General features: G+C 43.7%; 12 protein-coding genes. 6 read left to right on the plus strand and 6 right to left on the minus strand.

The window, feature by feature from the left end; all coding sequences use genetic code 11:
- Nucleotides 1–6 precede the first annotated feature (6 nt).
- The 5 genes from J1C86_RS08950 to J1C86_RS08970 all read right to left on the minus strand — a co-directional run bounded on the left by J1C86_RS08950 (nt 7) and on the right by J1C86_RS08970 (nt 3910).
- Nucleotides 7–1002 carry a lantibiotic ABC transporter permease gene (locus J1C86_RS08950; protein WP_125407938.1) on the minus strand — a complete coding sequence of 332 codons (996 nt, stop codon included), beginning with the start codon at nt 1000–1002 and terminating at the stop codon, nt 7–9.
- A gap of 124 nt (nt 1003–1126) precedes the next feature.
- Nucleotides 1127–1693 (minus strand): GNAT family N-acetyltransferase, encoded by a 567-nt coding sequence (locus J1C86_RS08955; protein ID WP_125409619.1) that lies wholly within the window; start codon nt 1691–1693, stop codon nt 1127–1129.
- A gap of 341 nt (nt 1694–2034) precedes the next feature.
- Nucleotides 2035–2289, minus strand: a complete 255-nt coding sequence (locus J1C86_RS08960; RefSeq protein WP_125409617.1) for a DUF1912 family protein — start codon at nt 2287–2289, stop codon at nt 2035–2037.
- Between the two features lie 26 nt (nt 2290–2315).
- Entirely contained in the window at nt 2316–3677 is a 1362-nt protein-coding gene (locus J1C86_RS08965; RefSeq protein ID WP_125409616.1) for a DUF438 domain-containing protein, read from the minus strand.
- 2 nt (nt 3678–3679) lie between these two features.
- Complete coding sequence (locus J1C86_RS08970; RefSeq protein ID WP_002894544.1) at nt 3680–3910, minus strand: DUF1858 domain-containing protein; 231 nt, start codon at nt 3908–3910, stop codon at nt 3680–3682.
- A gap of 253 nt (nt 3911–4163) precedes the next feature.
- Between J1C86_RS08970 and J1C86_RS08975 the strand changes: the two genes are divergently transcribed.
- The 4 genes from J1C86_RS08975 (at nt 4164) to J1C86_RS08990 (ending at nt 9912) form a co-directional block, all read left to right on the plus strand.
- Nucleotides 4164–5591: a helix-turn-helix domain-containing protein gene (locus J1C86_RS08975; RefSeq protein ID WP_125407932.1), complete on the plus strand. Its 1428-nt coding sequence runs from the start codon at nt 4164–4166 to the stop codon at nt 5589–5591.
- 157 nt (nt 5592–5748) lie between these two features.
- The gene (glpK, locus tag J1C86_RS08980) at nt 5749–7257 is read left to right on the plus strand and encodes a glycerol kinase GlpK (protein ID WP_002905838.1); all 1509 of its coding nucleotides are present in this window, start codon (nt 5749–5751) and stop codon (nt 7255–7257) included.
- Between the two features lie 56 nt (nt 7258–7313).
- Nucleotides 7314–9140: a type 1 glycerol-3-phosphate oxidase gene (gene glpO, locus J1C86_RS08985; RefSeq protein WP_125409612.1), complete on the plus strand. Its 1827-nt coding sequence runs from the start codon at nt 7314–7316 to the stop codon at nt 9138–9140.
- 67 nt (nt 9141–9207) lie between these two features.
- Nucleotides 9208–9912, plus strand: a complete 705-nt coding sequence (locus J1C86_RS08990) for an MIP/aquaporin family protein (RefSeq protein ID WP_125409610.1) — start codon at nt 9208–9210, stop codon at nt 9910–9912.
- Between the two features lie 165 nt (nt 9913–10077).
- Here J1C86_RS08990 and rlmD read toward each other — a convergent pair whose 3' ends face one another.
- The gene (gene rlmD, locus J1C86_RS08995) at nt 10078–11448 is read right to left on the minus strand and encodes a 23S rRNA (uracil(1939)-C(5))-methyltransferase RlmD (protein ID WP_125409608.1); all 1371 of its coding nucleotides are present in this window, start codon (nt 11446–11448) and stop codon (nt 10078–10080) included.
- Nucleotides 11449–11503: 55 nt separating this feature from the next.
- On the opposite strand from rlmD, the gene J1C86_RS09000 reads away from it, so the two are divergent.
- Nucleotides 11504–12280 carry an aminoglycoside 3'-phosphotransferase gene (locus J1C86_RS09000; protein WP_125407924.1) on the plus strand — a complete coding sequence of 259 codons (777 nt, stop codon included), beginning with the start codon at nt 11504–11506 and terminating at the stop codon, nt 12278–12280.
- A 26-nt stretch (nt 12281–12306) separates the two neighbouring features.
- A complete protein-coding gene (gene recX, locus J1C86_RS09005) occupies nt 12307–13083 on the plus strand; it encodes a recombination regulator RecX (protein ID WP_125407922.1) in 777 nt (258 codons plus the stop codon).
- The last annotated feature ends 61 nt before the right edge of the window (nt 13084–13144 follow it).

A 13144-nucleotide genomic window follows, 5' to 3' on the forward strand; every position in this document is an offset into this window, starting at 1 on the left:
TTCTCCTTAATTTCTTTTTTTAAATTTCTTATATACTAATCTTCTAGTTTCCTTTTTTTGATGTTTAGTTAAAGTCTCATTATATAAATCAACAAAATTGTCAAGTTTATATAGAAAGAGGAAATCTCCAATTTTGATAAATAACTTTCCTATCAAATTGTGACTTAAAGAATTATTTCTTGAAAAGTAAAATCTAGAAAAGGCATATATTAAAATAATTACAACAGTTGTACCGAAAAATGTATAAAACCTCATCGTTCCTCTTTCAAAAAAAGTTGAGTTAGATTTTTCAATTAAAACACTAGAAAAAAGAAGTGACAAATATAGGATAAAAGTTGCGATATAAGAAATTATTTTATTTACTTGCCATCTATATTCTAACTTAGCAGGAATATCTATCTTTGTATCCCCCTTATTCAAGAATATAAGAAATTCCCTAGAATTTATGTAGTTCCATAATACTAAAAGACTTGTAGCTAACGCCCACCATTTAATGTCAAAAATCCCAACAATAAATAAACTCACATAAATTGTAACAGATAATAACGTTAGTGATATAAGACTTAGCTCAGTAAGAATCATCATTGTAGAAATCATTAAGCGTAATAACCCTAACGTTATAATTATACTAATAATTTCTCTATTTGGTTTATTATTAGAAAATAGGCTTAGTAACAACAAACAAAACATGATTAAACTAATTGAGAAAAATATTTCTCTGAAAAAAGAAACATATTGTTTATATAAACTACTTTTAGGCAAATAATTTATTCTTTTATCTCTTGGTCTATAACAAACAAGGTAAAATAATAATATTATTGCAAAAATCCAAGCATAAATATTTAAACTTAGCAATTTTATGCTCTTTACTAATTTAGTCTTATCCATCATAACTATTATCACAAGTATTATGAGGGACAATAACGGTTTGATTCCAATATCATTTAAAAAATCAAATATATCCTTTTTGCCAGTCTTGATTATTTTATACTCTCTTTTCAAAAATTACATCTCCTAATCCAATTAGCGAACATTAACCATTCAGAAATTCCAAACAGTTGGAAGTATAGGATTTATCTACAAATCAATGAATCTCAACTCGTGTAAATTTTGTACTTGTTCAATTTCATCGTGTCTCCACCTCCCACTCACTCCTCAGCAAGCCATATCTCAAATCGTCACAGCGATTGCCTTGGGCATCTTTGCGGTCTCGAATGCGAGCTTCGAGGGTAAAGCCTAATTTTTCCGCTACTCGTTGACTTTGGACATTGTAGCCAAAGCAGGTCAGCTCAATTTTGTGAAGACCCAGTTCTCTAAAAGCCAGGTCAATCAAAGCATGCGCTGCTTCTGGCACATGACCACGTCCCCAATAGTTTGGATGCAAGATATAGCCGATTTCCATCACATCATCTTCATGGCGATGGTTGAAATCGACAGAGCCAACGATTTTATCCGTTCCTTTGACGACAATCCCGTAGCCCGCTGGAAGATTTTCCTTTTGATTGCGCTCAGGCAGAATATGCTCCAGATAATAAATCTCATCTTCCAAGGTCTTGACGGGCGGAAAGCCTGCTGGATAGGAGACTTCTGGCCGACTGGCATAGTCAAAGATATCCTCAGCATCTGCCACTGTACGGACTCGTAAGACTAGCCGTTCTGTTTCTAATCGTTCTGGTAACTCAGCTCTTGTCATCCTTCTCCCTCACTTTCTACAAAAAATCGCCCCTGTCATCTACATGACAGGGACGAATGTGTTTATCCGCGGTACCACCCAATTTCGGGCCTGGCCCGCAACTTTTCTCTTCTTCTTTCTCTTTTATAACGTCGTTAAGTCGCTTTGTCATACGCTAGTATAGCCTGCAACTCGCTGCCTAGTCCTAAAAGGAAATAAAAAGACACTTTTATTTCAATTTTTCATCTCATCAGCAACCAGTTTTGACACACTTGTGGACTTCTCAGCACCGCCACTTTCTGTAAAATGCTTGACTCAAAACACCTCTGATGAACCTATTCTATCACCTTTCCAGCGAAAAATCAATAATTTCTCTCATCCAAAAGTCCGTCTGGCAGGTCGTGGAAGCCTTTGCCCGCCTGATAGTTGGCGAATTTCCCTAAAAGGAACTGGTAGGCATCGAGACGACTTTCATAGCGAATGACTGCTTCCTTAGCCCGCTCGTCCTGGTCCGCCTCGTAGACCGCCTGACTCTCCTTGAGGGCCATCTCGTTAATCATGACCTGGGTCTTGACCCAAGCTTCAAACTCCTGTAAAAATTCCTGTTCGTAACTCATTTTTCTCACTTTCTAACTGCAAATGCCTAGTCCAAATCTCGGTAAAAATCACTGTCAATATCACGGAAGGGCTGAATGTCCTGCACATATTCCAGCACCCCCTGAAATTCACCAGCCTCATCTCGCACTGCCGCATAGGTCACATGGACAAACTTGCCCCGCGATTCCGACTTGAACCACATCTCAAACTTGTCCCGCTCTCCCTCGCGCAGAGCCTTGAAAATCCGCCGCACCTTGTCCAAAAACTTGGGTGGGTGGCAGAGCTCGACATTGCGTCCTATCTGGGACGGCGTCCGCTTGAAAATCATCTCGTCCGCCGGCACACTGTCATTATAATACTGGAAAATATCGTCCTTATTGACAAAGGTAATCTCCATGGGCAGATGGTCCAAAATCAGATTGGCCTCCACCACCGACAGATAGCCATGACCAAAAGGCTGCTGGGAGTCCCGATTAAAGGCTTGCTCCTTCTTTTCCTTAGGCTTAAAGGAAATGGTGACCTGACCATCCGGCGTATCAATGACCTGCTGAAACCTACCATCACTAGTCTGCTCTGTGCTGGCTGGCGCTTCGCTTCCTTCATCATCAGCAGCCCCAGCTTCCTCCTCCGAGAATGAGTGCCGCGCAGGAATCCATTTCTCTGTCGGCTTGATAATGGCATAGCCATAAGCATCGCTCTCCTCAGCAATCTTGAGCCAGTCATCCTGATGGAAGGACTCGAGGAGAATCATGAGAAGGATAGACTCTTCCTTGAAAATCATAGCTTCAAACTCAGCCGCAAAAGCCTCAAACTTGTCCTTGACTTCCTCAATCGAAGTATCTGGCAGCTGCTCTGCAGCAGACTTAGCCTCTTGGAAAAGATCGCGAATCTGGTCATCTACCCCCCACATAACCTTGGGCGGCGAATCGTGGCCGTAGCTCTCCATGATGGGAAACATGAGCTCTTCCTTGCGCTGATAGTGGATATCAAACTGCCCCACCAAACCCAGCTGGCGCTGGAGTCCCTTGCGGATTTCTGGAAGAAGGTCCTCATCTTCTGTGCTTTCATAGGTGGATAGGAGCCTGCGAACCCGCATAAGAGCAGCCCGCAAGGCTAGATTTTCCTGCTTAAAGACCTGAACAGGATGGCCTGGATGGTCGGTATCAGCCACCTCTACATCCTGAATGGCACCTTTAAAGAGGTTGGCATGGACATTGCAGAGGGACATGACATCTTCGAAAGTCACTCCCGTATCCGAGTTCATCAGCTCATGCTCCATCAAGCTGATCTCGATAGCAGACACACCTGCAAAATGCTCATTAAAAAGCTCCTGAACCGACTCAGCAGAAGCACCGTTATGTAGGTCCAGCAAGATAGACTTGAGGACCTCAATGCGTTCAGTAGCCATTCCTAAATCCCCACCACTTCATAGCCGTTTAATTCCAGAGTTTGCTTGATTTTATTCAGGTCAATGCCGTTCATACCAGCGCCTTTTTTGATAGAAACCACGCGCCCGACAGTATTTCGCATAACAGGATTGGCCAGAGGCGTAAAGCCCAACTCGACCAGAACATCCAAAACTTCTGGCTGCTTCTCAATCACTTCTGCCACTGGGATAGACAAATCAATCACATTATCCATAGCTGCTCCTTCATCGTCATTTTTCTACAATTATACCATAAAAAAGCTATCAAACCCAAAGCAAAGAAGAATTGGGTTCTGCTCCTCTTATGCTTATTCAAAAGAAATGGAATAGCGAATTAAGATAGACATGATGACAGATTGTTTCAGTTTATTATTTACTTATACAACAATAAGAAAATATAAAGCACATTGCTTCGTCTTTTTTCCCTTTTGTGATAAGCTAAGATTAGTGAATTGAGAGGGTTTTCGTATGTATCTTGCAGACTTAATGGAAAAGAGTGAAGCGGGGCAGTTTATTGTCCTGTCTTATTTACAGCAGCATTCTACATCCAGTTTGAAGGACGTTATGTCTGAAACAGGCTTCTCGAAAGCAACCTTGACCAAGTACATTAGCCTGATTAACGATAAGGCTATGGACCATCATACAGCCTTATCCATCCAGCTTCAGGACGAAACGCTCATTCTGTCCATCGCATCTGATACCAAGGGACGGGATATTCGCAGGCTCTTTTTGGACAATGCAGTCAAATACCAGATTTTAAACTACCTGCTCTACCATCAGCAGTTTTTAGCCCATCAGTTAGCTCAGGAGCTCATGATCAGTGAAGCAACAATCGGCCGCCATATATCCGGTCTAAATCAGATTTTATCAGAGTTTGAGCTATCTATCCAAAATGGCCGCTTGAAAGGCCCTGAGCACCAAATCCGCTATTTTTATTTCTGCCTCTTTCGCAAGGTCTGGTCCAGCCAAGATTGGGAAAAAGAACTTCAAAAACCAGAAAGAAGGCAGGAAGTTGCCGTCTTAGAAGAACTCTGCGGAGCCCAACTCTCTCAAGGGCAGCGATTGGACTTGGCCCTTTGGGCACATATCACCCAACAGCGCCTAAGAGTCAATGCCTGTCAATTCCAAAACATTGAGCAGAAAATGCGGGGCTATTTTGAAAATATCTTCTATCAACGCTTGCATCGCCTAACAAATGACTTCTTTGCCGGGCAGCACATCACCCTGAGTCAGGAAGACGGGGAAATGATGATTTTCTTTTCATTTCTGCTTTCCCATCGGATTTTACCCCTGCACACCATGGAGTATATTCTAGGCTTTGGCGGTGAAATTGCCAGTCTGATTACGCAACTGATTCAAGAGATGAAGTCTCAGGACTTGCTAGGTGACTACATCGAAGACCAAGTGACCTACGAACTCAGCCAGCTCTGCGCCCGCGTCTTTCTTTTTCGAGGCTATCTCTTGCAAGATAAATACAAGCATGACTCGGAACTGCGCCACCCATACTTATGGAGCGAATACGATTATCGACAAGTGGCAGACACTATTTTTTGCAAACTTCCTATTTTCCAGCAGGGAACTTCTCTGGATAAAAAGGTGTTGTGGGAATGGCTCCAGCTGATGGAGTACATTGCTGAAAATGACGGTCAAGTCATCAAGATAGGCATGGACTTGACAGATAGCTTTATCGTTGTTTCCAGAATGACAGCCATTTTAAGGCGATACTTAGAGTACAATCGCTTTATTACGATTGAATCCTACGACCTTACCAGAAATTATGACCTCATCATCACCAACAATCCTATTCATCAGGCCCAGCAAGTTCCTATCTATTTTTTAAAAAATGACTTGGATTTGGAAGATTTGGCTCAAATCCGTCACATGATATTTCATTAAGAAACTTGGAGAAATCCAGGTTTCTTTGTGATTTTCGCACAATCTCCTCAGATTTTTTTAAAATTTAAAAAAAGTTGATAAAAAAGAAAGCGTTTTATTTTATATACTAGTTACTGTAGAGGAAACATCCTCAAGATTTTTACCAGGAGGACAGTTCATGTCACAAGAAAAATACATCATGGCCATTGACCAAGGAACAACTAGTTCCCGCGCCATCATCTTTAACAAAAAAGGAGAAAAAGTTAGCTCCAGTCAAAAAGAATTTACTCAGATTTTCCCTCAAGCTGGATGGGTTGAGCACAATGCCAATGAAATTTGGAACTCTGTGCAGTCCGTTATCGCCGGCGCCTTCATCGAAAGTGGAGTCAAACCTAACCAAATCGAAGCCATCGGAATTACCAACCAGCGTGAAACAACTGTCGTCTGGGATAAGAATACTGGTCTTCCTATCTACAATGCTATCGTTTGGCAATCTCGCCAGACTGCTCCTCTGGCTGAACAGCTGAAAAGCCAAGGCTATGTGGAAAAATTCCACGAAAAGACTGGTTTGATTATTGACGCTTACTTCTCTGCTACCAAGGTTCGCTGGATTTTAGATCATGTAGAGGGAGCGCAAGAAAGAGCTGAAAAGGGTGAATTGCTCTTTGGTACTATCGATACCTGGCTGGTTTGGAAATTAACTGACGGCGCGGCTCACGTGACTGACTACTCAAATGCAGCCCGTACCATGCTCTATAATATCAAGGAACTCAAATGGGACGACGAGATTTTGGAAATCCTTAACATTCCAAAGGCTATGCTTCCTGAAGTTCGTTCTAACTCAGAAATCTATGGTAAGACTGCTCCATTCCATTTCTACGGTGGAGAAGTTCCAATCTCTGGTATGGCTGGTGACCAGCAGGCGGCTCTCTTTGGACAGTTAGCTTTTGAGCCTGGCATGGTCAAGAATACTTATGGAACTGGTTCTTTCATCATCATGAACACTGGTGAAGAGATGCAGCTGTCTGAAAACAACCTCTTGACAACTATTGGCTACGGTATCAACGGCAAAGTTTACTATGCCTTAGAAGGTTCTATCTTCATTGCCGGAAGTGCTATTCAATGGCTGCGCGACGGTCTTCGGATGGTTGAAAATTCACCAGAATCTGAAAAATATGCTCTCAATTCTCACAACAATGACGAAGTCTATGTCGTACCTGCCTTCACAGGTCTGGGCGCTCCGTATTGGGATCAAAATGCCCGCGGATCTGTCTTTGGCTTGACACGCGGAACCAGCAAGGAAGACTTTATCAAGGCTACTCTGCAATCCATCGCTTACCAAGTACGCGACATCATTGATACCATGCAGGTGGATGCCAAGACTGCTATTCAAGTCCTCAAAGTCGATGGCGGTGCTGCTATGAACAACTTCCTCATGCAGTTCCAAGCTGACATTTTGGGAATCGATATTGCCCGTGCTAAAAACTTAGAAACAACTGCTCTCGGTGCAGCCTTCTTGGCAGGACTGTCAGTAGGCTACTGGAAAGACTTAGACGAACTCCGCACTCTCAATGAAACAGGAGAACTCTTTGAGCCGTCTATGAATGAATCCCGTAAGGAACAACTCTACAAAGGATGGAAAAAAGCCGTTAAGGCAACTCAAGTCTTTGCAGAAATCGACGACTGATTTTGATAATCAAGTCAGTAGAAGTATGAAACGACTAAGTTAGAAAGTGTGTAATTATGGAATTTTCAAAGAAAACACGTGAATTATCGATAAAAAAAATGCAGGAACGCACCTTGGACCTCCTGATTATTGGCGGCGGGATTACGGGTGCTGGTGTAGCCTTGCAAGCAGCTGCAAGCGGCCTGGAGACTGGTCTGATTGAAATGCAGGACTTTGCTGAAGGGACTTCTAGCCGTTCTACCAAACTGGTCCATGGTGGCCTTCGTTACCTCAAGCAATTCGACGTAGAGGTGGTCTCAGATACAGTTTCAGAGCGTGCTGTCGTTCAGCAAATTGCCCCTCATATTCCAAAACCAGATCCTATGTTGCTTCCTGTTTATGAAGAAGAGGGCGCTACCTTCAGCCTCTTCCGTCTCAAAGTGGCTATGGACCTCTACGACCTCTTGGCCGGTGTCAACAACACTCCTGCTGCCAACAAGGTCTTGAGTAAGGAAGAAGTCTTAGAACGGGAACCTGAACTTAAGAAGGAAGGCTTAGTCGGCGGTGGTGTCTATCTTGACTTCCGCAACAACGACGCTCGCCTCGTGATTGAAAATATCAAACGTGCCAACCAAGACGGCGCTCTGATTGCCAACCATGTCAAGGCAGAAGGTTTCCTCTTTGATAAAGCTGGAAAGATTACAGGCGTTGTTGCGCGTGATCTCTTGACAGATGAAGCCTTTGAAATCAAGGCTCGCCTAGTTATCAACACAACTGGACCTTGGAGCGACAAGGTACGCAATCTGTCAAATGACGGTGAGCAATACTCACAAATGCGTCCAACTAAGGGTGTTCACTTGGTTGTTGACTCTAGCAAGATCAAGGTTTCTCAGCCAGTTTACTTTGACACAGGCTTGGGAGACGGCCGGATGGTCTTTGTCCTTCCACGTGAAAACAAAACCTACTTTGGTACGACTGACACTGACTATACTGGCGACTTAGAGCATCCAAAAGTAACACACGAAGATGTGGATTACCTCTTGGGAATTGTCAATAATCGCTTCCCAGAAGCAAACATCACGATTGACGACATCGAAAGTAGCTGGGCTGGCCTGCGTCCTCTAATCGCAGGAAACAGTGCTTCTGACTACAACGGCGGAAACAACGGTACTATCAGTGATGAAAGCTTCAATGAACTGATTGCGACTGTTGAGAGCTATCTGGCTAAAGAAAAATCCCGTGAGGATGTCGAGGCGGCTGTTACGCAACTCGAAAGCAGCACGTCTGAAAAACACTTAGATCCATCTGCTGTATCTCGCGGTTCCAGCCTGGAACGTGATAACAATGGCCTCTTGACCCTTGCTGGCGGTAAGATCACAGACTATCGTAAGATGGCGGAAGGCGCTATGGAGCGTGTCGTTGACATCCTCAGAGCAGAATTTGACCGCAACTTCAAGCTCATCAACTCTAAGACTTACCCTGTTTCAGGTGGAGAGCTCAATCCAGCAAATGTGGATTCCGAAATCGAAGCCTTTGCTCAACTTGGTGTCTCACGCGGCTTAGACAGCAAAGAAGCCTTCTATCTTGCAAACCTTTACGGATCAAATGCTCCTAAAGTCTTTGCCCTCGCACACAGCATTGAACAAGCACCAGGTCTCAGCCTGGCAGATACCTTGTCACTGCACTATGCTATGCGTAATGAATTAGCACTCAGCCCAGTTGACTTCCTGCTTCGCCGGACAAATCACATGCTCTTTATGCGGGATAGCTTAGATGCTATTGTAGAGCCTGTTCTGGATGAAATGGGACGATTCTACGACTGGACAGAAGAAGAAAAAGCAGCTTATCGCAATGATGTTCAAGCTGCCCTTGCAAATAACGATTTAGAAGAATTAAAAAAATAGAAAATACGAGAAGAGGCGGTAGACCAAGAACTGTCTACCACCCCTTCTTTTAAATGGAGTAACATAGATGATGAAAGAAATATTTGGCGAATTTTTAGGAACACTGCTCTTGCTCCTTTTGGGTAATGGTGTAGTTGCAGGTGTGGTTCTTCCCAAAACTAAGAGTCATAATTCAGGCTGGATTGTGATTACCATGGGATGGGGGATTGCCGTTGCCATTGCTGCTTTTGTATCTGGCAACCTTGGCCCAGCCCATCTGAACCCTGCCCTAACTATCGGAGTCGCTCTGAAAGGTGATTTGCCATGGGCATCTGTTTTTCCTTACATCCTAGCTCAATTTGCAGGTGCTATGGTTGGACAGTTCCTCGTTTTCCTACAGTTCAAACCTCACTATTTAGCTGAAGAAAATCCGGCTAACGTCCTGGGTACATTCAGCACAGGCCCAGCCATCAAAGATACCTTCTCTAACCTGATTAGTGAAATTCTTGGAACTTTTGTTCTAGTGCTGACTATCTTCGCTCTTGGACTTTATAAGCTACAAGCAGGCATTGGCACCTTTGCAGTCGGAACATTGATTGTCGGGATTGGTCTTTCACTTGGTGGAACAACTGGCTATGCCCTCAACCCAGCTCGTGACTTAGGACCTCGCATCATGCACAGTCTTCTTCCAATTCCTAATAAAGGAAATGGCGACTGGTCTTACGCTTGGATTCCGGTTGTCGGACCAATCATTGGTGCCGTCCTTGCAGTCCTAGTCTTTGGTTTATTCTAATATAATCGATTACCATTAGAGAACACTTGACGAGTGTTCTCTTTTTTTAACTAATCTTCCTATAAATCCATTGCAATCTTTACAAAAGAAAAGACTTAGTTCTGTATTAGAGAAAACTAAGGCCTTTTTATAATGATTTTGTCAACTCTAGCGAGCTGTTTCCGATTAACTCAAACGAGAGCTATTTCTCTTAGACAATTTCACCACTGCCTCGGTCCGAGCGGTATGCGGAAACATATCAACCGACTGGATGTAGTGGACATCGTAGACCTGACAGAGCTTGACTAAATCCCGAGCCAGAGTTGAGACATTGCAGGAAACGTAGACCATCTTTTCAGGTGCATAGCGGACAATTGTCTCCAGTAGCTTATCATCCAGACCTGTTCTCGGCGGATCGACAATCAAGGCATTCGCCCGATAGCCCTCAGCATACCAGCGAGGAATAATCTCCTCTGCCGTCCCAGTCTCGTAGAGCGTATTGGTAAAACCCATCCGTTTCGCATTGCGCTTGGCGTCTTCAATGGCCTCAGGGATGATGTCCATGCCACGCAGAGACTTAACCCTTTTAGCAAAGGCAAAACCGATGGTCCCTACCCCGCAGTAGGCGTCAATCAAATGGTCTTCTTTCGTCACATCTAGTGCCTCAACCGCCTCCCCGTAGAGCACCTCTGTCTGCTCAGGATTGAGCTGATAGAAAGCCCGAGGCGACAGGGAGAACTCATAGTCCAGCACTCCTTCTTGGATGGCCTTCTCGCCCCAGATAAGCTCTGTCTTATCCCCATAAATCTCACTGGACTTGCTCGTATGATAATTGACCGCCACTGTTTCCAACTCAGGAAATTCAGTCACTAGATCTCGAACGACTGGAGAAAAGTCCAGCTTACGCCCCGTCACAAAAATCATCTGCACCTGACCTGTCTTTCTGGCCCTGCGAATCATAACGGTGCGCACTCCAGCAGTCTTTCTCTCATCATAGATGGGCAGCCTATACTTGCCTAAAAGCCGAGCCACCTTATTTATGATCTGTTGCGTCACCTTGTCCTGAACCAGACAGTTTTTCAGCGAGACCAGATAGTGGGAATTCTGGGCATAGAGCCCAGCCTTGACCTCATCCTTGAACTTCCGAGTCTGAAACTGCAGCTTAGCCCGATAATAGAGCGGCTCCTGCATACCAATGGTCGGACGAATCTCATAGTTCTCATAGCCAGCTGGCGCAAATTTTTTCAAGGCCTGACGCAGCAAATCTTCCTTAAACTCTAACTGCTTGTCATAGTGGAGGTGCATGATTTGACAGCCCCCGCAGCTATCATAAATCTCACAAGGCGCTTCCACCCGAAATTTCGACCGCTTGTTGATGGTCAAGAGCTTGGCCTCGATGAAATTACGCTGAACCCTGGTCACCTGACAGTAAACTTCCTCACCTTTCAAAGCCCCTGGTACAAAGACCAGCGTTTTCTTATAAAATCCAATCCCTTCACCATTAATCCCCATTTTCTTAATTTTCAAAGGGATTCTTTGTTTCACTTTCACATTCATGCTTCTATTATACCACGCTGCCTCGCATTAGTTGAGAATATGTTACAATAAAAGTATGAAAGCAGAAAAAATATCCCTTCCACTAGCCCATTTCCCTGAGCAAATACGAACTTATCTAGAGGGAGCCAATTTTTACGACAGCTCCTCACATTCTGCAGCCAGTGTTTTCTATACCGATACGGGCTATTATTTGAAAATCGACCAAAAAGACCAGTTAGCCCAAGAAGCTACACTTGCCAAATGGTTTGAGAAGCAAGGACTCGGTGTACCTGTCATCCACTACCTGACAGCAGATAAAGACTACCTGCTGACTAAAGAAGCCGAGGGCAAGGACGCCCTAGCCTTTCTCCAACAGCCAGAAGAACTTTGCCAAACGATGGCTGCAGCACTCAAAAGACTTCACAGCATCCAACCCCAGCATTTCCCAATCCAGCATCGCCTCCAACACTATAAAGAGCAAGCAACGGAAAATTATCGGAAAGGTTGCTTTTATCAAAAAGCCTTGCTGCCTCAATTTCACATCTCAAGTCGTGAGGAAGCATACCAGCTTATCCAAGAGCAGGGACACTTACTGACGGTGGATGCCTTGATCCATGGAGATGCCTGCTTGCCTAATTTCATTCTGAAAGACGCAACAACCTTCTCCTGCTTTATTGACGTTGGCCTCGCTGGCCTTAGTGATCGCCACATTGACCTTTACTGGGCCATCTGGTCTCTTACTTATAATTTATCTGATCCTAGATACGCAGAGCTCTTTCTTGACTACTATGGCAGGAAGGATGTTGATACAGACAAACTGCGCTTGATAGCTGCCTTTGAAGCATTTGGCTAAAAGAAAGGATTCTACCAAAATCTCTTATGAAAATCACAAAAATCGAAAAGAAAAAAAGACTCTACCTCTTGGAGTTGGACGGCAGTGAAAAGCTCTATATTACAGAAGACACCATCGTCCGCTTCATGCTGTCTAAAGGAATGGAAATCACAGAGCAGGAGCTATCAGAAATTCAAGACTATGCCCAATTTTCTTACGGAAAAAATCTAGCTCTCTACCATCTCTCCTTCAAGCAAAGAACTACTAAGGAAGTTAAAGACTACTTAACACAGCACGACATCCAACCAGAAATCATCAGCCAGGTCCTGGACAATCTAAAAAAGGATAGTTGGATTAATGATAGAAAGTATGCTCATTCTTTTATCCAATCCAACCTTCTCACTGGTGATAAAGGCGCTTTTGTTCTAAAGCAAAAACTCAGTCAAAAAGGGATTTCTAGCACTATCATAGAGGAAGAATTGAGCCAGTTTGATTTCGCTGAACTAACAGACAAGGTTGCCGAAAAGCTGCTCAAAAAACACCAAGGGAAAATGCCCAGCAAGGCCTTACAAGATAAAATTCTTCAATCCTTGATAAACAAAGGTTTTTCCTATAGCCAAGCAAAAACCGCCTATCAACATTTGAAAATCGAAGAGGACCAAGAAAACCAACAAGAGTTGCTCTATAAAGAGCTAGACAAGCAATACCGCAAGTACTCAAAAAAGTACGACGGCTATGACTTAAAACAGCGTCTGACCCAAGCTCTAGCTCGCAAAGGCTATAATTTCTCCGACATCGCTAGCGCTCTGAGAGAATATCTTTAAGATTTTCTATGAAAACTTATGCATTTCTATGAAAATATGTTACAATAAAGAAGATAAACTT

This window comes from Streptococcus sanguinis (genome assembly GCF_050220005.1).
Taxonomy (GTDB): Bacteria; Bacillota; Bacilli; order Lactobacillales; family Streptococcaceae; genus Streptococcus; species Streptococcus sanguinis_Z.